Origin of the sequence: Nocardia sp. NPDC005746, from assembly GCF_040630785.1 — a bacterium.
Taxonomy (GTDB): domain Bacteria; phylum Actinomycetota; class Actinomycetes; order Mycobacteriales; family Mycobacteriaceae; genus Nocardia.
The window spans coordinates 234,414-254,310 of the sequence record NZ_JBEXYE010000005.1 but is presented as its reverse complement, the minus strand read 5'-3'; the positions used below and the strand labels follow the sequence as shown (position 1 = coordinate 254,310).

Sequence of the window (19,897 nt, the reverse complement as noted above, 5' to 3'; positions counted from 1 at the left end):
ATTCTCATCCGTAGTGGATTCGCCTGCGGCGACGGGTCGTTCACGCCCGGGGAAGACCGGGGCGAGGACATCGGGCCCAACCCCGTAGACTTGCCGGTTGACATGCCGCTGTTTCGCCATGCCGAGGAGTGACTCCGATTAGCAGCTTCGCCGACAAGACGTTCACCGATCCCAGCCGGATCAGGAACTTCTGCATCATCGCGCACATCGACCACGGGAAATCGACCCTGGCCGACCGGATGCTGCAACTCACCGGTGTGGTCGAGGAGCGCGCCATGCGCGCCCAGTACCTGGACCGCATGGATATCGAGCGGGAACGCGGCATCACCATCAAGGCCCAGAACGTGCGGCTGCCGTGGAACGTCGACGGGGAGGACTACGTCCTGCACCTGATCGACACCCCCGGACACGTCGACTTCACCTACGAGGTGTCGCGGGCGCTCGAGGCCTGTGAGGGCGCGGTGCTGCTGGTCGACGCCGCGCAGGGCATCGAGGCGCAGACCCTGGCCAACCTGTACCTGGCCATGGAACGCGATCTCACGATCATCCCGGTGCTCAACAAGATCGACCTCCCGGCCGCGGACCCGGACCGCTACGCCGCCGAGATCGCGCACATCGTGGGCTGTGAGCCCGAGGACGTGCTGCGGGTCTCCGGCAAGACCGGCGTCGGCGTGCCCGAGCTGCTGAACAAGGTGATCGCGGAGATCCCCGCCCCGGTGGGCGACTCGGAGGCGCCGCCGCGCGCGCTCATCTTCGACTCCGTCTACGACACCTATCGCGGCGTCGTCACCTACGTGCGTGTGATCGACGGCAAGCTGACCCCGCGCCAGAAGATCAAGATGATGTCCACCGGCGCGCAGCACGAACTGCTCGAGATCGGCATCGTGTCCCCGGAACCCAAGCCCACCCAGGGCCTGGGCGTCGGCGAGGTGGGCTACCTCATCACCGGCGTGAAGGACGTCCGCCAGTCGAAGGTCGGTGACACCGTCACCACCGCCCGCGACGGCGCGACCCAGGCGCTGGCCGGCTACCAGGAACCCCGGCCGATGGTCTACTCCGGCCTCTACCCGGTCGACGGCTCCGACTACCCGGATCTGCGCGACGCCCTGGACAAACTGCAGCTCAACGACGCCGCGCTGACCTATGTGCCGGAAACCTCGGTGGCCCTGGGCTTCGGCTTCCGCTGCGGCTTCCTGGGCCTGCTGCACATGGAGATCACCCGCGAGCGCCTGGAACGCGAGTTCGGCCTCGACCTGATCTCCACCGCGCCCAACGTGATCTACCGCGTGGTCATGGAGGACGGCACCGAGCACATCGTCACCAACCCGTCGTTCTGGCCCGAGGGCAAGGTGCGCGAGACCCACGAGCCGATCACCAAGTGCACGGTGATCGCGCCGAGCGAGTTCGTCGGCACCATCATGGAGCTGTGTCAGGCCCGCCGCGGCGAGCTGCTGGGCATGGACTACCTGTCCGAGACCCGCGTGGAGATGCGCTACACGCTGCCCATGGCGGAGATCATCTTCGACTTCTTCGACTCGCTGAAGTCCCGCACCCGCGGCTACGCCTCGCTCGACTACGAGGAGGCCGGCGAACAGCAGGCCGACCTGGTCAAGGTGGACATCCTGCTGCAGGGCGAGGCGGTCGACGCCTTCTCGGCCATCGTGCACCGCGACGCCGCGCAGGCCTACGGGCACAAGATGACCACCAAGCTGCGCGAGCTCATCCCGCGGCAGCAGTTCGAGGTGCCGATCCAGGCGGCCATCGGATCGAAGATCATTGCGCGCGAGAACATCCGGGCGATCCGCAAGGACGTGCTCGCCAAGTGCTACGGCGGTGACATCAGCCGTAAGCGCAAGCTGCTCGAGAAGCAGAAGGAAGGCAAGAAGCGCATGAAGACCATCGGTCGCGTGGACGTGCCGCAGGAGGCCTTCGTGGCGGCGCTGTCGACCGACTCGGGGTCGGACAAGAAGAAGTAGCCGACTCTCCGGGCTCCCGTGCCCCGCTCCCTGTGGGAGCGGGGCACAGTACTAGAGGGGGGCGGGTTGGTGTTCGATTCCCGTGCCTGGTTGCTGCCGGGGTGTGGGGCGCCGGGGTTGGTGTTGGATCCCGGCGCCTGGTTGCTGCTGGGGTGTGGGGTGCCGGGGGTTGGTGTTGGATGCCGTGCCTGGATGCTGCCGGGGTGTGCGGTACCGGGGTTGGGGTTCGATCCCGTGTCCGCCCCTCAGGGAGTGGGGCAAAGTAATTGGGGGCGGCGCGCTGTTCTCGGCTGCCGTCGCCGGGGGGATAGGGTGGGATGACTTCCGGGCGGCCGGTCAAAGCGCAAGGTTCGGTATGCAGGCCCAAAATGGGGCTTCCGTCCGGATTCGCAGGGTGACAAGCTGTGTGGCACACCGTTGAGCGCCCATCTCCTACCTGGTGGATGTGACAGACCGGTTCTCCGGAAATAGGGTGTGAAACGAGTTTGGTCCGGTGGCCCGCGTTCGGTGCCGTCGGAGCCCTGAGAGCGGAGCCAGCATGACACGTGATCTGCCCTTCGACGATGCTTCCGGCGCCGATGAGAACGATGGTGACGCCGCCTACCGCATTGCCAACGGTGTCGCGCGCGTGGCTCGGGGCGGTGCGTACGTGACCGGTGGCGCGCTCATCGCGGCCGGCGGTAGCCGCGGCGGATCGCCCGCGATCAACCACGACAGCAAGAACGTCGGCTGGTCGCAGGCCGAGGACCCGCAGCCGAACGTGCCCAGCCCGACCATCACCTTCCCGGACCTGACCCCCGACTCGCTGCCGCAGCACCACGGTCCCGTGGTCGCGCCCGTCAACGGCGTCTTCGGGCCGCTCGGCGAATACCACGGCACCGACGCCGGACTGTTCCCCTCGCTCGACGCCATTCCCGCCAACGAGCCCTCGCACGCCGGCTTCCACGGCATGGGTCTGCCCGACACCGACACCGGCGCGTCCCTGTCCGGCTTCCCGACCTACGGGCCGCGCCCGGGCTGGGGTCTGCCCATGGACAGCGACCAGCCGACGGAATCGGAACCGGCGCAGGAGAATTCGCAGCTGCCCTCGCTCGAGCAGCCGCACCTGCCGGGCCTGCCCGGCTTCCCGTCCGGCCTGCCCGGTTTCGGGCTGCCCGGCTCCGACGGCATGCACCTGCCCGGCATGGGCGCGACGGGCCTGGTGCCCGACCACCAGCCCGGCCTGACCGACCACTCCGGCGTGTTCGACGGTATCGGCGCGGGTGCCGGTCAGGGTGGCACCGGCGTCTTCCTGGGCACCGACTGGGCCTTCGACGCCCATATCGGCCTCGACGGCGTGTGGTTCCATTCCAACCTGAAGGCCGACCTGGGTGTCGGCGCGGTCGGCAACCAGCTCGACGCCTACAACCAGCAACTGGGACAGGGGATTTCGCACATTCCGGCGAACAACACCCTGCCCGACAACGGCGCGCACGCCACCCCGGGCACGTCCACGCCGCAGTCCGCGCAGCCCGCCGACAAGTCCGGTGCCACCACCGCCGCCGGCGTGAACGGCGTTCCGGGACACGGTGTTTCCGAGTCGTCGTCCGCCGCCCCCGGTGCCGGTGCGCCGGGCTCGACGTCGCCGGTCGCGCCCTCCGGTGCGCCGCTGGCGTCCCCGTCCGCTCCCGCCGCGACGGCTCCCGCGCCGGGCCTGTCGCCCGCCGCGCCGGTGGCCCCCGCGCCGTCGAACCCGATCGCGCTCACCACGATCGCGCCCACCCCGGCCGCGCAGCCGATGCCGCCCGCCCCGGTGCCGCCGGTCGCCACCTCGCCCGCCGCGCCCGTGACGGTCGCGCCGGTCGCGCCGGTGACGGTCCAGCCGGTCGCGGTGACGCCGTTGCAGACCACCATCCAGCCCGACGCCGCCAACCAGCCGATCGCGAATCTGCTGACCACGCACGGCGGTCCGTCGCCGCTGACCGCGCCCGCGTCCGTCGCGCCCGCCCTGTTCGATCACGGCCGCACGCCGGTGCTGGCCAGTGGAGACGCGTCCACGCCCGGACACCAGCCGACCACGCTGGCGACCAAGCCGGTCCCCGCGGCCACCCCGGCCCCGAGCGTGCCGCACGCCACCCCGCCGACCAAGGTCGATCACGGCCCCACGCTCACCGTGCCGCCGATCCCGACCAAGATCCCGGGTTTGGACGACCTGACCAAGGGCCTGGACACGCCGTCGACCATCAAGCCGGTGACCCCGCCGGTGAACACCGGCGACACCGACCTCCCCACCAAGCCGCACTCGCCGTCCGACGACAACACCGGGACCCGTCCCACCGTGCCGACGGTCACCGTGCCCGACGATCCGACCCCACATCAGCCGACCGTGACCGTCGCGCCACGCCCGACCGCGCCGACCGTGCCGACCCAGCCGTCGGTCCCGGATCACGGTGGGCAACCCAGTGTTTCGGTCCCGCCGGTGCCGACCGTCGCGCCCGCGCCGACGATGCCGTCGCCGATCACCACCGCGCCGCACATCGACCCGCCGACCCAGGTGAAGCCGATCGCGGACCAGTACACCCCCGTCGTGCACGCGCAGCCGGTCTCCGCCGTTCTCCCGGTGCATGATTCGGTCCTGCCGGTTCAGGACGCGCCTCTCGGCGTGCATGATTCGGTGCTGGCCGTGCACGATGCGGGCCTGCTGGTGCACGACGCCGGTCTGTTCTCGGGCCTCGGCGACACCGGGTACGCGGACCTCGCGGCGCAGGGTCCGGGCGATCACATGCTGCTGCTGTGAGCGCGCCGGGTCATCAGGTAGCGGTGAAGAATCCCGATGCGTTGGGTCCGCTGGTCGAGCTGCTCGACCGGCTGCTCGAACTGACCCATGCCTCCGGCCGTCTCGATCTGACCGGCCGGCTGGGCATTGCCCGTGCTCGCCTGACCGATCCGCGGGTGCGGCTGGTCGTGGTGGGCGAATCCCGGTCCGGGATGAGCACATTGGTGAACAGCCTGGTCGGGGCCGCGGTGAGCGCCACCGACGGCCAGGCCAGTGTCCCGGTGATCGCCGAGTACGGCCCGCAGGCCGCGGCCACGCTGGTGACGGCGGGCGCGGGCGGCACTGCCCAGCGCACGGCCGTCGACCCGCAGTCGGCGCTGGCGGAGCTGGGGTCGGGCGAGGTCATCCGGGCCGAGTTCACCCAGCCCAGTCCGCTGCTCGCGGAGGGCTTCGTGGTGCTGGACGCGCCCGGCTCGCCCGCGGACTCCCCGGCCACCTGGTCGCTGATCGCGGCCGCCGACGCGGTGCTGTACGTCGCGGACGCGCGCGCCCCGTTCACCCCGGCGCAGATCGAGCAGTTGCAGCGCGTCCAGCAGGTGTGCCCGACCGTCGTCTGCGTGCTCAACAAGATCGACCAGTATCCGCAGTGGCCGCAGGTGCAGCAGCACGACCGGCAGCTGCTCGACGACGCCGGGCTGGCGTTCGCGGTCGCCCCCGCCTCGGCGCGGCTGCACGCGCACGCCACCGCCAACGGCGACCAGCGCCTGGATCTGGAATCCGGTGTGCCGCAACTGCTCGATCATCTGCGCGCCCACGTGCTGGGCCGCGCGGACGCGGTCGCGGTGCAGGCCGCGGTCCGCGATATCGGGCTCATCACCGACCACCTGTCGCTGGCGCTGCGCAGCGAGGCCGAGACGCTGCGCGATCCGCGCCGCCTGACCGTGATCACCGAGCAGCTGCGCCGCACCCGCGAGGAGGCCGAGCAGCTCCGCCAGCGCACCGCCAACTGGCAGGTCACCCTGGCCGACGGCGCGGGCGAGCTGATGGCCGATACCGAACACGATCTGCGGCACCGGCTGCGCAGCCTGATCCGCGACGCCGACGCCGACATCATGAAGGGCGATCCGGTCAAGGGCTGGAACGACTTCGGCGCGGATCTCGACGCCAAGATCTGCGAGGCGGTGGAGGAGAACTTCGTCATCGCCCACTACCGTTCGGTGGAGCTGGCCGAGCAGGTGGCCGCCAAGTTCCCCGAGAGCGGCATCCCCACCCCGGATCTCAAGCTGGACAATCCCGGCGATGTCGGCGCGGTGCTGGAACCCGTTGCGGCGCTGGACAAGCTGGACAGCGCCAAACTCGGCATCACCGCCCAGGTGCTGACCGCGTTGCGCGGCTCCTACGGCGGCCTGCTCATGGTCGGTCTGATCACCAGCCTGCTGCACATGTCGCTGGTGAACTGGTACTCCGGCGGCGCGGCCATCCTGCTGGGCCTCAATGCCCTGTGGGACGACCGCAAGGCCCGCCGTGCCCGCCGCCAGGCCGAGGCCAAGGTGGCGGTCGCCCGGCTCATGGACGACGTGATCTTCCAGGTGAGCAAGGAGTCCCGCTACCGGCTGCGCGCGGTGCAGCGCAGCCTGCGCGACCATTTCACCGAGATCGCCACCTCGACCCTGCGGTCGGTGGACGCCTCGCTGCGCGCGGCCGAGGAGGCCGCCACGGTGGGGTCCGGCGCGGGCCGGGAGGCGCGGCTCACCGAGATCGAACGATCGCTGGTGCGGCTGCGCGATATTCGCGAGACCGCCGACGGGATCGGCGAAAGGTCTTCGTACTGAGAGAAATCGGCCGCGAGAGCGGCCGATTTCTTTGTCGCGGTGCTCTTCTCAGCGTCCCGGGTGCGCCGGATGGAACTGGCCGGTGTGCTTGGACTCCTCGGCGCGGATCACGTGCATGACCGCGTTGATCAGCGCCAGGTGGGTGAATGCCTGCGGGAAGTTCCCCAGGTGCCGCCCGGTGCGCGAGTCGATCTCCTCGGCATACAGCTTGAGCGGGCTGGCATAGCCGAGCAGCCGCTCGCACAGTTGCCGGGCCCGTTGCAGCTCACCGATTTCCACCAGCGCCGACACCAGCCAGAACGAGCAGATGGTGAACGAGCCCTCCTCGCCGGACAGCCCGTCGTCGGTGGTCTCGGTGCGGTAGCGCAGCACCAGGCCGTTCTCGGTGAGGTCGTCGGCGATGGCGAGCACGGTGGCCCGCACCCGGTGATCGTCGGGCGGCAGGAAGCGGGTCAGCACCACCAGCAGCAGGGAGGCGTCGAGGGTGTCGCTGCCGTAGCTCTGGGTGAACACGCCCTGGGCGTTGACGCCGTTGTCGAGGATGTCGGCGCGGATCTCGTCGGCGATGTCGTGCCACTTCTTGGCGTAGTCCATCTCCCCGTGCAGCTCGGCCAGTTTCGCGCCGCGGTCCAGCGCCACCCAGCACATCACCTTGGAGGAGGTGAAGTGCTGCGGTTCGCCGCGCACCTCCCAGATGCCGCGGTCCGGATCGCGCCAGTTCTCGATCGCGGCCTGCGCCTGCCGTTCGAGCATGGGCCACAAGGTTTCCGGCACCTGCTGGCGCGACTTCACGTGCAGGTAGACGGAATCCAGGATGGTGCCCCAGATGTCGTGCTGTTCCTGGTTGTAGGCGCCGTTGCCGATGCGGACCGGGCGCGCGCCGTCGTAGCCGGACAGGTGGGGGAGTTCGGATTCGGTTATCTCGCGTTCTCCGCCGATGCCGTACAGCACCTGCAGCGGCGTGGGTTTCCCCTCGTCGTCGGTGGTGACGTCGTGCAGGAAGGCGAAGAAGTCATCGGCCTCGCGATCCAGCCCGAGTGTGTACAGGCCCCACAGCGCGAACGACGAGTCGCGCACCCAGGTGTATCGGTAGTCCCAATTCCGTTCGCCCCCGGGGGTTTCCGGCAGGGATGTGGTGGCCGCGGCCAGCAGCGCTCCGGTCGGCGCGTAGGTGAGGCCCTTCAGCGTCAGCGCGCTGCGCTGCAGGTACCCGCGCCACGGATGATCCGGGAAACGCCCGAGCGTGATCCACTGCCGCCAGCATTCGGTGGTCTGCCACATCTTCTCCGCGGCTTCCGCGAAGGTGCGCGGTGGCTCCAGATCCGCCCAGGACAGCGCGACGAAGATCTCGTCGCCCTCTTTCATCCGGGTGCGGGCCCGCGCCTCCCGGCCCTCCAGCCCCAGTCGCAGATCCGTGGTGAGCGTCAGCGTCGGGCAGCCGTCGATATAGCAACTGGCACTTGCCTGTTCGTAGACGTTGCCGCTGTATTCCCACTGTGCCGGGCCGTTGTGGTAGTCGAAGGCGGGCTCGCAGCTCATCTCCAGTTCGACCACACCGTTCACGCATTTCACGGTGCGCAGCAGCATGTGCTCGGCGTCCCAGTCCATGGGCGTGCGCTTGTGGGTACGGCTGCGTGACCGATTGTTGTGCCAGGGTCCCAGCACCAGCGCGTCCCGCACGATGAGCCAGCCGGTCTCGGTCTGCCAGGTGGTCTCGACGATCAGGCCGCCAGGCAGATAGCGGCGCGCGGCCGGCACGTTGCGGCCGTAGGGGCCGATCCGGAAATGCCCCGCACTGCGGTCCAGCATGGCCCCGAAGACGCTGGGGGAGTCCGGGCGCGGCACGCACATCCACTCCACCGCGCCGTTGCGGGCGATGAGGCAGTTGGTCTCGCAGTCGGACAGGAAGGCGTAGTCGTCGATGGGCGGGAACACCGAATGGTGCATCCCGCCCACCGCCGACGGCAGGTAGGCGTCGGACGGAGATGGGTCCGTCGTGGCCAGCGGGTCTCGTGGGGCTTCGAGCGACTCGGGTTCGTCGTACGACTCCATGACATCAATGATCGTTCCGAACAGCCCGAATCGTCCACCATGACGTTCGCGGCCTAGGCTGGGGTCGTGCATGCGATCGCAGGATGGTGGGACGGCGTGGAACTGTGGGTGGCCGGGCTGCCCTTCGTTCCCCAGTTCGCGGTGGTGCTGGCCGCCATGGTGCCGGTCTGCCTGGGCATCGCCTACCTCCTCGACCGGATCCTGCGCCTGGTGCTGCACGTGCTCGGCCGCGATCGGATCGCCGCCCGCGAGGCCACCGTGACCACCGCGCACCCGCGCCGCATCCGGAAGGAAGCCGCCTGACATGCCGCGCTCTCGTGTCCAGCTCGCCCTGATCGCACTACTTGTTCTCGTAGTCGTCGCCTGGTTGTTCACTCGCTGAGCGAGTTTCGGTACCGCTTCGGCGAACTCTGGGCGTACTGTGCTGACCCATGTCGACTACCGATGAAGGTCTGGAACTCGTGCTGTCCGACGAGGACTTCGAAGACGAGCCCCGTCTGATCGCCACCCACTACGCCGGTCCCGAAGAGGCCCTCGAGATGGTCAAGGCCGCCCAGCTGCTGGGTCTGGGCGTGCGTCTGAGCAACCGCATCCGCCCCGACGAGGAGGATGCCGAATCCGCCACCGAGGAGTGGATCCTCGACATCCTCGAGACCCCGCCGGTGGTCGAGGGCGACGAGTAACCCGAGGGGTTATCGCCGAGCGAGAAGCAGGGGTCCGGGGCCGATGCCCCGGACCCCTTTCTCATTCCTTGTCCTCGTTGCCCTCGCCGCGCAGCCGCTTGCCCAGCTTCGACAGCGTCTCACCGACTTCCTGGCCCACCGTGGTGACCGTGGCCCCGACATCGCGGCCCAGATTGCGCACGGTGCGGATCAGCGGGTCCTCCGACTGGTCGAAGCTCTCCTTGTACGACCGCGCCGCGTGCTTGATCTCCTCGCTGATGCGCGCGTCCCTGTCCTGTTCCCGGCGCGGGTACTGCCCGTCCAGGACGCGGTTGTACTCGCCGCCGGCGATCCAGCGCCGCAGCTCGGCGGCCCGCAGCACCGAGAACGGGTGGCTGGCCAGTTCCAGGTTCAGCAGTTTGAGCACGCCGTCGCGCAGGTCGCCCGCGCGGTCGTAGTCGTCGGCCTGGGTGAGGAAGGCCGCGTGGCTCATCTCGTCCACCCGGGAGCCGCCCGCGAGCTTCATGTGCACTCGCACCGACGCCTCCACGTCCTGCCCGACCAGCAGTCCGGCCCGGTCGCCGGACAGCTCGGACTTGCGGCTCCACTCCATCAGCGCGGCCACGATGGCGCGAACCGCCCAGCCGCCCACCGGCATCCAGCCGATGCCGTCGGCGATCCGCATGAGGTGCATGAGCATGGTCCGGTAGACCGCGTGCCCGGACAGCGCGTGCCCGAGCTCGTGGCCGACCACGAACCGCAGCTCCTCGTGGTCGAGCAGATCCAGCAGGCCGGTGGTCAGCACGATGAAGGGCCGGTCCATGCCGATGGTGAAGGCATTGGCCTCGGGCTGCTGCAGCACGAACATCTCCGGGGTGCGCTGCGCGTCGAGGATCTTGACCGCGTCCGATCGCAGCTGGTCGAGGTTCTTGAACTGCCGCTCGTCGACGCGCACCGCGGTCGCGAGGTACATGAGCCGGTGCTGCCGCTCCTGCAGCAGACCCGACAGGGTGCGCAGCAGGGTGTCGAAGCCACTCAGCTGCCGCAGGCCGACCAGTGCGGTGCGGTCGGCGGGATGCTCCCAGGCGCGCGTGGAGATGCCCGGGAAGTCCCGGCGGATACGTGCGGGCGCTGTCGTCATGGAATGTCCCCCGTTGGAAAGTCGCAGTCTCGATACAGTCTGCCGTGTGCGACCAGGGTTGTGCTCGAGACGATTTCAAACCGCCGGAGATTAGCGGCCTGACGTGCACCTCTGCTAAAGTCGCCCCGTGCTGTCGAGCGTTGTTCCCCAGGTCCGCCATGAATTGGCGTTGATCGCTGTGGGTTGCCTCGCGGTCGCTGACATTCACTGTCGCTGATCGCCGATCGGGCACTGCTGCACGTCTGAGTAGACTTGGCGCGCGCATTTTCGCAGTTCGTGTTCGTCCCCCGGCGGCCTTCGGGCCGGAGCGCCACCGTCGCGTACTTCTTCCCGTGACGGGTCTACGGCAAACGTTCATTCCCGCCGGTCGAGGTCCCACCGGCGGGTAGCCCGAAAGGTCCACGCCGATGTCCCGCAATATTCGTCTCTCTCGCCGATCTACCTTCGCCGTCGCGCTCACCGCGGTCGCGGCCACCGTGCTCACCGCCTGCAGCGGCGGCGCGGCCGACACCAAGGACGAGGGTGCGGCGGCCGGTGGCGGCGGCAACATCAACCTGTTCGCGTACTCGGTCGCGAAGGCCGCCTACGACAAGGTGATCCCGGTCTACAACAAGACCGACGCCGGCAAGGGCACCCAGTTCCAGGCCTCCTACGGTCCCTCGGGCGATCAGTCCCGCAAGGTGAAGGACGGCGCTGAAGCCGACGTGGTGAGCTTCTCGGTCGAGCCCGACATCACCCGCCTGGTGGATTCCGGTCAGGTCGACGCGGGCTGGAACGCCGACGCCAACAAGGGCGTCCCGTTCGGTTCGGTCGTGGTGATCGCGGTCCGCAAGGGCAACCCCAAAGGCATCAAGAACTGGGACGACCTGCTCAAGCCGGGCATCGAGGTGGTGACCCCCAACCCGTTCAGCTCGGGTGCGGCCAAGTGGAACCTGCTGGCCCCCTACGCCGCCAAGAGCGAGGGCGGCAAGAACGCGCAGGCCGGTCTGGACTACCTGACCCAGCTGCTGGGCCACGTGCACGTGCAGCCGAAGTCGGGTCGCGAGGCCACCGACACCTTCCTGCAGGGCACCGGCGACGTGCTGCTCAGCTACGAGAACGAGGCCATCTTCTCCGAGACCAAGGGTGACCCGATCGAGCACGTCGTGCCCGACACCACCTTCCGGATCGACAATCCGGTCGCGGTGCTCAAGAACTCCAAGAACCTGAAGAACGCCATCGCCTTCCGCGACTTCCTCTACACCAAGGACGCGCAGAAGGCCTTCGCCGAGGCGGGCTTCCGTCCGGTCGACCCGCAGGTGCGTTCGGACAATGCCAAGACCTTCCCGACCCCGCAGAAGCTGTACACCATCGACGACCTCGGCGGCTGGAAGACCGTGGACAAGGAGCTGTTCACGCCGAACACCGGCTCGGTGGCGCAGATCTACGACAAGGCCACCAAGTAGCCGGGTGACCTGCGACACAAGCGATACTCGAACCTGTGAGTGACAGCAGCTCGAACGCCGGGACCGAGAGCGGTCCCGGCGTTTCGGTAGACGACAAACCCCGCCCGACGGCGGGTAGGGGCCGAATCCGGTCCTGGTTCCGGGTGACCGGGTCGGTGGGCCCGCTCGGCATCGGCACCTCGGTGCTGTGGCTCAGCATCATCGTGCTGCTGCCGCTGGCGGCGCTGACCGCCAAGTCCCTGGAGAACGGCTGGTCCGGTTTCTGGGACGCGGTGACCGCGCCCGCGGCCCTGGACGCGCTGAAGGTGACGGTCCTGGTGTCGGTCATCGTCACCTTGATCAACGTGGTGATGGGCACCCTGATCGCCTGGGTGCTGGTGCGCGACGAATTCCCGGGTAAGGGGTTCGTGAACGCCCTGATCGACCTGCCGTTCGCACTGCCCACCATCGTGGCCAGCATCGTGCTGCTGGCCCTGTACGGGCCGCAGTCGCCGTTCGACATCCACCTCAACGCCACCCAGCCCGGTCTGGTGGTGGCGCTGGCCTTCGTGACGCTGCCGTTCGTGGTGCGCGCGGTGCAGCCGGTGCTGATCGAGGCGGACAAGGATGTGGAGCAGGCGGCCGCGTCGCTGGGCGCGGACAACTGGACCACCTTCCGCACCATCATCCTGCCGACGCTGGCCCCGGCCATCGTGAGCGGTTCGGGCCTGGCCTTCGCCCGCGCGATCGGCGAGTACGGCTCGGTGGTGCTGATCGGCGGCGGCATTCCGAAGAAGACCCAGATGGCCTCGCAGTACATCCAGCAGCAGATCGAGGTGGACCGGCCGGTGAACGCCGCCGCGGTCTCGGTGGTGCTGCTGGCGATCTCGTTGGCCACGCTGTTCGTGCTGCGGGTCACCTCCGAGCGCCTGGCGCGCCGGGAACAGGAGTCGTAGATGAAACTCGGTTTCTGGACGCGGATCTCACTGCGCACGGTGGCGCTGGCGTACATCTTCGTGTTGCTGCTGGTGCCGCTGGGCATCATCCTGATGCGCACCTTCGAGCACGGCGTCGGCGCGTTCTTCGATTCGATCTCCACGCCCGCGGCCATCTCGGCGTTCAACCTCACCATGCAGATCGTGGCGATCACGGTGCCGGTGAATGTGATCTTCGGTGTGATCGTGGCGCTCGCCCTGGTGCGTGGCCGATTCCCCGGCCGCAATCTGCTGCAGGGCGTGGTGGATCTGCCGATGGCGACGTCGCCGGTGGTGGTGGGTGTCTCGCTGATCCTGCTGTGGGGCGCCCACGGCTGGTTCGGCGGGCTGGACAGCCACGGCCTGAAGATCATCTTCAATCTGCCGGGCATGGTCATCGCCACCATCTTCGTGACGCTCCCGTTCGTGGTGCGCGAGGTGGAGCCGGTGCTGCACGAGATCGGCGATGATCAGGAGCAGGCGGCCGCCACCCTGGGCGCGTCCGGCTGGCAGACGTTCTGGCGCATCACGCTTCCGGCGATCCGCTGGGGCCTGACCTACGGCATCGTGCTCACCGTGGCCCGCGCGCTCGGTGAGTTCGGCGCGGTGATCATGGTGTCCACCGGCCTGCCCGGAAAGTCACAGACCCTCACCCTGCTGGTGAACGGGCGCTACGTGAACGATCACAACACCTTCGGCGCGTACTGCGCGGCGACCTTGCTCATGGGCATCGCCCTCGTTGTCCTTCTGCTCATGACCCTTCTAGAACGCAAGCGGGGCACTGCCAAATGATCACCGTGACCAATGCGAACAAGCGCTACGGCACGTTCGCCGCTCTCGACGACGTCAGCCTCGACATCCCCTCGGGCGAGCTGACCGCGCTGCTGGGTCCGTCCGGTTCGGGCAAGTCCACGCTGCTGCGCTCCATCGCGGGCCTCGAGACCCTCGACGGCGGCATCGTCACCATCGCGGGCAAGGACGTCACCAATGTGTCGCCGCAGAAGCGCGATATCGGTTTCGTGTTCCAGCATTACGCCGCGTTCAAGCACATGACCGTGCGCGACAATGTGGCCTTCGGCCTCAAGATCCGCAAGCGGCCCAAGGGCGAGATCAAGAAGAAGGTCGACGACCTGCTCGAGATCGTCGGCCTGGACGGCTTCCAGCACCGGTATCCGGCGCAGCTGTCCGGTGGTCAGCGTCAGCGCATGGCCCTGGCCCGCGCGCTCGCGGTGGACCCGCAGGTGCTGCTGCTCGACGAGCCGTTCGGCGCGCTCGACGCGAAAGTCCGTGCGGACCTGCGCACCTGGCTGCGCCGGCTGCACGAGGAGGTGCACGTCACCACCGTTCTGGTCACCCATGACCAGGAGGAGGCCCTCGACGTGGCCGACCGGATCGCGGTCATGAACAAGGGCCGCATCGAGCAGGTCGGCAGCCCGGAGGACGTGTACGACCGGCCCGCCAACGAGTTCGTCATGTCGTTCCTGGGTGCGGTGGCCAAGCTGAACGGGCATATGGTGCGGCCGCACGACATTCGCGTCGGCCGGGACCCGAGCATGGCGCTGGCCGCGCACGAGGGCACCGCGGATTCCTCTGGCGTCACCCGCGCGACGGTCGAGCGCGTCGTCCGGCTGGGCTTCGAGGTGCGCGTGGAGTTGCGCAACGCGGCCACCGGTGACCTGTTCACCGCGCAGGTCACCCGTGGTGACGCGGAGGCGCTGCACCTGGCCGAGGGCGAGACCGTGTACGCCCGCGCCACCCGGATCCCGGAGCTCCCGGTCTTGTAAGTGCGTCCTGTATAAGCGATTTCGGCGAGAAGTCGGGACACGCCCAACTCGTCAAAAACCTGGCGAGTCGCTCTGACGAGGGTCCGCGGCGCCGCACGCTGCCGTAGCGTGTGGCGCGGCTGTGCCTGTTCGTTCCAGAGGGGAATACGCGGACGTGACGAGTGCGGGTGGCGTACGGGTCGGGATCATCGGGGCCGGTATCGCGGGCTTGGTGACGGCGAAGGTATTGCGCGACGACGGCTTCGAGGTCGTCGTCTTCGACAAGGAGACCGCCGCGGGCGGCGTGTGGATTCAGTCGCGCACCTATCCGGGGTTGCGCACCAACAACTCCCGGGCCACCTACGCGTACTCCGATCATCCCTACCCGGAATCGGCCGATGTATTCCCCACGGCCGGGCAGGTGCGTGACTACCTGGCCTCGTACGTGGAACGCTTCGGCCTGTACCGCTACCTACGCCTGGGCACGGAAGTCATCCGGGTTTCCGAGGCGGGCAAGGGGTTCGAGGTCGAGGTGGTCGGGCCCGACGGGGTCGAGACGCCGGCGTTCGATTTCGTGGTGGTGTGCGCCGGAACCTTCTCCGAACCGAACATTCCAGATATTCAGGACGGCAACCTCTTTCGCGGTGTGATCGCCCACTCGAGTCAAGCCCTGGAACCCACCGCCTTCGCGGGCCGGCGCGTGGTGGTCGTGGGCGCGGGCAAATCCGCGCTCGACTGCGCAGCCTGGGCCGCCGAACGAGCCCGCGACTGCACCCTGGTGTTCCGCAAGCCCTATCCGATGCTGCCACGGTTCATCGGCGGACAGCCCTCGGACCAGCTGTACCTCAATCGATTCTCCGAGTCGTTCTTCCGCTACCACCGGCTCAACCGGGTCGAGCGGCTGCTGCACGGCCCGGGCAGACCCTTGACCGAGCTGGTCTGGCGGTACCTGAAACTCCTGATGCGACTCTCGCTGCGGATGCCGCGGATCATGGTGCCCGAGCCGCCGCTGCCCGGCGGCATCGAACACGGCGGCGTCAGCGAGGAGTTCTACCGGGAGGCCCGGCGGGGCCGGATCCGATTGCGGCGCGGCCAGATCGCGCGCTGCACCGGCGAAGCCGAGCTCACCCTCGACACCGGTGAACGGCTCGCCGCGGATCTGGTGGTGTTCGCCACCGGCTGGCGGCAGTCGCTGCCGTTCCTGGACCGCGAACTACGCACCGACGTCCTCGCCGACGGCCGATTCCTGTTGTACCGGCACATCCTGCCGCCGGCGCATCCGCGCCTCGGGTTCATCGGGTACGGGTCCTCCACCGCCTGCCAGCTCTCCGCGGAGATCTCCGCGCACTGGCTGTCCCAGCACTTCCTCGGCGAGCTGGAGCTGCCGCCCGCCGCCGAGATGCACCGCGAGATCGACCGGGTCGGTGCCTGGCTGGCCGAGGTCATGCCCGCGCGGCCGGAAGGCTATTACGTCGGGCCCTACATCTCCCACCACATCGACGATCTGATGGGCGATATGCGATTGCCCGTGCGGCGCACCGACAATTTCGTGTCCGAGTACTTCGACACCTTCCTGCCGGGCCGCTACGCCGACCTCACCGAGGAGCGCCTGCGGCTGCGTGAGGCGCGGCGCACCAAGTTCCGGCTCCGCCGTCCGCGCTATGTGAGCGCGGGGCAGTCGCTCGGTGGCATCGCGGCGCTCACGGTCGGGTACGCCTGGCTGCGGCGCTTGCGCGGGGGAGCCGCGTAAGCGCCGCTGCTCAGCGCAGCGTCCGCAACCACCGGCGGGTATCGGCGGGGTCGATGACGTCGTCGAGTTCGAGAACCGTTGCGGCGGTGAGGGCCTTGCCCGCATCGTAGGCGGCGTTGACCAGGGCGTCGAAGGCGGCCTGCCGCTGGTCCGGGTCCTCGATGGCGGCCAGTTCCTTGGCGAAGCCCAGCCGGACCGCGCCCTCCAGCCCCATGCCGCCGATCTCGCCGGTGGGCCAGGCGATCACGAAGCGCGGCGCGCGGAACGAGCCCGCCGCCATGGCCTGCGCGCCCAGCCCGTAACCCTTGCGCAGGATCACGGTGCCGAACGGGACGTCCAAGGCGGCGGCGTCGATGAACAGGCGGCTGAACTTGGTGACGGTGGCGTGCGCCTCCGCCTCGGGGCCGACCATGAAACCCGGTGTGTCGCACAGCGAGACGATGGGCAGGCCGTGCGCGCCGCACAGTCGCAGGAACGCCGAGAGCTTGTCGGCGGCCGGGGCGTCGATGGCCCCGCCCAGGTGGTGGCAGTCATTGGCGATCAGCCCGAACGGACGGCCCTCCACCCGGACCAGGGCGGTCACGATGCCCACGCCCCAGTCCCGGCGCAGTTCCAGCACCGAGCCGACATCCACCACCGAGGCGATGGCGGCGCGAATATCGAAGGCGCGCAGCCGGTTCTCCGGCACCACATGCCGGGCCGACCGCGGATCCGGGGCCTCCCACTCCGCCTCCGCGCCTTGGAAATACGACAGGTAGCGGCGGGCGACGTCCACCGCCTCGGCCTCGTCGGCGACGACGATGTGCACCACGCCATTGCGCCGCTGCACCTCCACCGGCCCGATGTCCTCGGGCGCGTACACGCCCAGCCCGCCGCCCTCGATCATGGCCGGGCCGCCCATGCCGATATTCGCGTCGGGCGTGGCGATCACGACATCGCACATGCCCAGCAGGGCGGCATTGCCCGCGAAGCAGCGCCCCGACACGATGCCGATCAGCGGCACCTGCCCCGACAGCGCGCCCATAGCCCGGAACGTGGTGACGTCCAGCCCCGAGATGCCGCCGTGGTCGGTGTCGCCGGGCCGCCCGCCGCCGCCCTCGGTGAAGAACACCACCGGAAGCCGTTGCTCCCGAGCCAGTTCCAGCATGCGATCGGTCTTGACGTGATTGCGCATGCCCTGGGTGCCCGCGAGCACGGTGTAGTCGTAGGACATGACCAGCGCGCGGGCGCGATCGTGGCCGAACCGGTGGGCGTTGATCGTGGCGATCCCCGCGATCAATCCGTCGGCGGGGGTGTTGGCGATCAGATCCTCGAGCCCGCGCCGGCTGCGCTGGGCGGCCACGGCCAGTGCGCCGTATTCGACGAAGCTGTCCGCGTCGACCAGATCGATGATGTTCTCCCGCGCCGTGCGCCGCCCGATCCGATGCCGCTTCGCCACGGCCGTCTCACGCCGCGCGTCGAGGGTGATCTCGTGCCGCTCCAGCACCTCCGCGAGGTCAGCGCGCATCGAATCCAGATCCACCGCGGTCGATTCCGCGGCCGGACCGTCGTGATCGGCTGCCACCCAGGTCACCAGCACGGCGTGCGGATCGACCACCGCACCCGGCGCGACGGCCCGCCGCAGCACTCGCAACGGTTCCGTCGCACGCAGCACGTGCTGCATCTTCATGGCTTCCAGCACCGCGACCTCGGCTCCGGCGGCCACCAGGGTCCCCGGCTCCGCCAGCGACACCACGGTCGCGCCCATCGGCGACCGCAACGCCTGCTCTTCGTCGGCGAGCTCGAATCCGGCCGCGGCACCGAGACCGGCCGAGCCGTGCGCCGCACCGGGTGTGGCATCCACCGATCCGGGTGCGGTCGCGTCCTCGAAAGTCTCTGCACGCGCGCGTAAGTCGGGGAGCCGCCGCTCGAACCACTCCGTCGTCACGACGCCCCCGCCCAGCGCTGTCGGTCCGACCGGTGGCGTCAGCCCGCCGTCGGCGGTCTGGTCGCTCAGGCGTGTCGAAAGGTTGGGTGCGGTCTGGTCGTTCGCGCGGGCTGGTCCGTTGGGTCCGGTTTCATGGTTGGGTTGTGCTGGTCCGCTGGGTGCGGTCTGGTCGCCCGGGTGTGCCGGTCCATTGGGCGCTGTCCGGCCGGTCGGGTGTGTCGCTCCGGTCGGCTCGGTCTGCCGGTCGACGTCGGCCGGGGTGGGGGGCTCGCGCAACGTGGACAGGACTGCGCGTAGCAGGTGCAGGTTGGTGTCGACGCCGCCGATCACCGTTTCGGCGAGTGCGTCCGAGCAGCGGCGCAGCGCGGCGTCGTGGGTCGGGGCGTGCGCGATGATCTTCGCGAGCAGCGAATCGAATTGCACGCCTTGGCGCATGCCCACCCGGGCGGCGGTGTCGACACGGACGCCCGCGCCGGTCGGGGCGTCGAAGCGGTCGATCACGCCCGTGCTGGGCAGGACCGCTCCATCCGCCGCGAGCAGTTCGGCGTTCACTCGCGCCTGCACCGCGTAGCCGCGGGTCTCGCTCTTGGGCAGGTCGAGGTCGGTCAAGGCCCGGCCGCGCGCCAGCTCCAGTTGCAGCGCGACCAGATCCACGCCGGTGACGGCCTCGGTCACGGTGTGCTCGACCTGCAGGCGCGGATTCACCTCCAGGAACCAGACATTCGCGCTCACCCCGGCCTCGACCAGGAACTCCACGGTGATGACGCCCCGGCAGCCCACCGCCTCCGCGATCCGCACCGCGTCCCGGTGGATCCGATCCCGCACGGCCGCGGGCAGATCCGGGGCGGGCGCGATCTCGATCAGCTTCTGGCGTTGCCGCTGGACGCTGCAATCGCGGTCGCCCAGTGTGGCGGCCGCGATCCCGTCCGCGACCACCTGCACCTCGATGTGCCGGGTGCGGGTGACCAGTGCCTCGGCGTACACGCGGTCGTCGCCGAATCCGGCGAGCGCCTCGGCTCGGCAGCGGTCGATGGTCTCGGCCAGGCGGGCCGGGTCGGTGACCGGACGCATACCGCGTCCGCCGCCGCCCGCCGCGGCCTTCACCATGATGCCGTCGGGATGGTCGGTCAGCAGGGCCGCGATCTCGGCGGACCCGGCTCCCGCGCGGGTGGCGGGGAGCACGGTCAGTCCGGCGTGTTCGGCGGCCGCGCGGGCGGCGACCTTGTCCCCGAAGACGCGCAGCACCTCGGGGGAGGGGCCGACGAAGGTGAGTCCGGCCGCCGCGCAGGCGGCCGCGAAATCGGCGCTCTCGCTGAGGAAGCCGTACCCGGGGTGGACCAGCGCCGCGGGCCCGCACGCCGCGGCCGCGCGCACCACCGAGTCGATGTCGAGGTACCCCGCCGCACCGCTGCCCGGCAGGACGATCGCCCGATCGGCGAGCCGTACCGCCAGGCTCGCGCCGTCCTCGGCGGTGTGCAGCACCTCCGTCGGGTATCCGAGTTCCCGTGCCGTCCGTACCACCCGGACCGCGACCTCACCACGATTCGCAACCACAACTCGCACGCCGCCAGGCTAGGGCACCGTCGCGGGTCCGCGGCGAAAACGAGCCGCCTCGCTTGTTTTCTGTGTTGGGTTACCGCG

Annotated in this window: 14 protein-coding genes; 11 read left to right on the top strand and 3 right to left on the bottom strand. The window is 69.3% G+C overall.

Annotated elements, in window-relative coordinates; translation table 11 throughout:
• Nucleotides 1-128 precede the first annotated feature (128 nt).
• From lepA to ABZ412_RS12155, 3 genes are all read left to right on the top strand, one after another.
• Nucleotides 129-1,976, top strand: coding sequence for a translation elongation factor 4 (lepA, locus tag ABZ412_RS12165; protein ID WP_357279551.1), 1,848 nt, complete (start codon nt 129-131; stop codon nt 1,974-1,976).
• Nucleotides 1,977-2,514: 538 nt separating this feature from the next.
• Entirely contained in the window at nt 2,515-4,752 is a 2,238-nt protein-coding gene (locus ABZ412_RS12160) for a hypothetical protein (RefSeq protein WP_357279549.1), read from the top strand.
• On the top strand, nt 4,749-6,563 hold the full coding sequence (locus tag ABZ412_RS12155) for a hypothetical protein (RefSeq protein WP_357279547.1): 1,815 nt from the start codon (nt 4,749-4,751) through the stop codon (nt 6,561-6,563). The genes ABZ412_RS12160 and ABZ412_RS12155 overlap by 4 nt, the downstream gene beginning before the upstream one ends.
• A 48-nt stretch (nt 6,564-6,611) precedes the next feature.
• Here ABZ412_RS12155 and ABZ412_RS12150 read toward each other — a convergent pair whose 3' ends face one another.
• Nucleotides 6,612-8,510, bottom strand: a complete 1,899-nt coding sequence (locus ABZ412_RS12150) for a glycoside hydrolase family 15 protein (protein WP_357279988.1) — start codon at nt 8,508-8,510, stop codon at nt 6,612-6,614.
• A gap of 171 nt (nt 8,511-8,681) precedes the next feature.
• On the opposite strand from ABZ412_RS12150, the gene ABZ412_RS12145 reads away from it, so the two are divergent.
• Both ABZ412_RS12145 and ABZ412_RS12140 read left to right on the top strand, forming a co-directional pair.
• Nucleotides 8,682-8,918 carry a hypothetical protein gene (locus ABZ412_RS12145; RefSeq protein WP_357279544.1) on the top strand — a complete coding sequence of 79 codons (237 nt, stop codon included), beginning with the start codon at nt 8,682-8,684 and terminating at the stop codon, nt 8,916-8,918.
• Between the two features lie 128 nt (nt 8,919-9,046).
• Entirely contained in the window at nt 9,047-9,298 is a 252-nt protein-coding gene (locus ABZ412_RS12140; RefSeq protein WP_357279542.1) for a hypothetical protein, read from the top strand.
• Nucleotides 9,299-9,359: 61 nt separating this feature from the next.
• On the opposite strand, the gene ABZ412_RS12135 is transcribed toward ABZ412_RS12140, so the two are convergent.
• A complete protein-coding gene (locus ABZ412_RS12135) occupies nt 9,360-10,418 on the bottom strand; it encodes a M48 family metallopeptidase (protein ID WP_357279539.1) in 1,059 nt (352 codons plus the stop codon).
• A gap of 127 nt (nt 10,419-10,545) precedes the next feature.
• Between ABZ412_RS12135 and ABZ412_RS12130 the strand changes: the two genes are divergently transcribed.
• From ABZ412_RS12130 to ABZ412_RS12105, 6 genes are all read left to right on the top strand, one after another.
• Nucleotides 10,546-10,635: an Ms4533A family Cys-rich leader peptide gene (locus ABZ412_RS12130; protein ID WP_357096386.1), complete on the top strand. Its 90-nt coding sequence runs from the start codon at nt 10,546-10,548 to the stop codon at nt 10,633-10,635.
• A 190-nt stretch (nt 10,636-10,825) separates the two neighbouring features.
• On the top strand, nt 10,826-11,863 hold the full coding sequence (locus tag ABZ412_RS12125) for a sulfate ABC transporter substrate-binding protein (protein ID WP_357279536.1): 1,038 nt from the start codon (nt 10,826-10,828) through the stop codon (nt 11,861-11,863).
• A 125-nt stretch (nt 11,864-11,988) separates the two neighbouring features.
• On the top strand, nt 11,989-12,798 hold the full coding sequence (cysT, locus tag ABZ412_RS12120) for a sulfate ABC transporter permease subunit CysT (RefSeq protein ID WP_357279985.1): 810 nt from the start codon (nt 11,989-11,991) through the stop codon (nt 12,796-12,798).
• Nucleotides 12,799-13,608 (top strand): sulfate ABC transporter permease subunit CysW, encoded by an 810-nt coding sequence (cysW, locus tag ABZ412_RS12115; RefSeq protein WP_357279534.1) that lies wholly within the window; start codon nt 12,799-12,801, stop codon nt 13,606-13,608. It begins immediately after the preceding gene.
• Nucleotides 13,605-14,600, top strand: a complete 996-nt coding sequence (locus ABZ412_RS12110) for a sulfate ABC transporter ATP-binding protein (protein WP_357279532.1) — start codon at nt 13,605-13,607, stop codon at nt 14,598-14,600. Before cysW ends, ABZ412_RS12110 begins: the two co-directional genes overlap by 4 nt.
• Nucleotides 14,601-14,754: 154 nt before the next feature.
• Complete coding sequence (locus tag ABZ412_RS12105) at nt 14,755-16,329, top strand: NAD(P)/FAD-dependent oxidoreductase (protein WP_357279530.1); 1,575 nt, start codon at nt 14,755-14,757, stop codon at nt 16,327-16,329.
• A 10-nt stretch (nt 16,330-16,339) separates the two neighbouring features.
• Here ABZ412_RS12105 and ABZ412_RS12100 read toward each other — a convergent pair whose 3' ends face one another.
• Nucleotides 16,340-19,819, bottom strand: a complete 3,480-nt coding sequence (locus ABZ412_RS12100; RefSeq protein WP_357279528.1) for a carboxyl transferase domain-containing protein — start codon at nt 19,817-19,819, stop codon at nt 16,340-16,342.
• Nucleotides 19,820-19,897 lie beyond the last annotated feature (78 nt).

Bases quoted from the DNA above. Each gene is read 5' to 3' on its own strand.
- ABZ412_RS12160 (WP_357279549.1), top strand. From the start codon at position 2,515: ATGACACGTGATCTGCCCTTCGACGATGCTTCCGGCGCCGATGAGAAC.
- ABZ412_RS12150 (WP_357279988.1), bottom strand. From the start codon at position 8,510: ATGCACCATTCGGTGTTCCCGCCCATCGACGACTACGCCTTCCTGTCC.
- ABZ412_RS12140 (WP_357279542.1), top strand. From the start codon at position 9,047: ATGTCGACTACCGATGAAGGTCTGGAACTCGTGCTGTCCGACGAGGAC.
- ABZ412_RS12135 (WP_357279539.1), bottom strand. From the start codon at position 10,418: ATGACGACAGCGCCCGCACGTATCCGCCGGGACTTCCCGGGCATCTCC.
- ABZ412_RS12125 (WP_357279536.1), top strand. From the start codon at position 10,826: ATGTCCCGCAATATTCGTCTCTCTCGCCGATCTACCTTCGCCGTCGCG.
- cysW (WP_357279534.1), top strand. From the start codon at position 12,799: ATGAAACTCGGTTTCTGGACGCGGATCTCACTGCGCACGGTGGCGCTG.
- ABZ412_RS12110 (WP_357279532.1), top strand. From the start codon at position 13,605: ATGATCACCGTGACCAATGCGAACAAGCGCTACGGCACGTTCGCCGCT.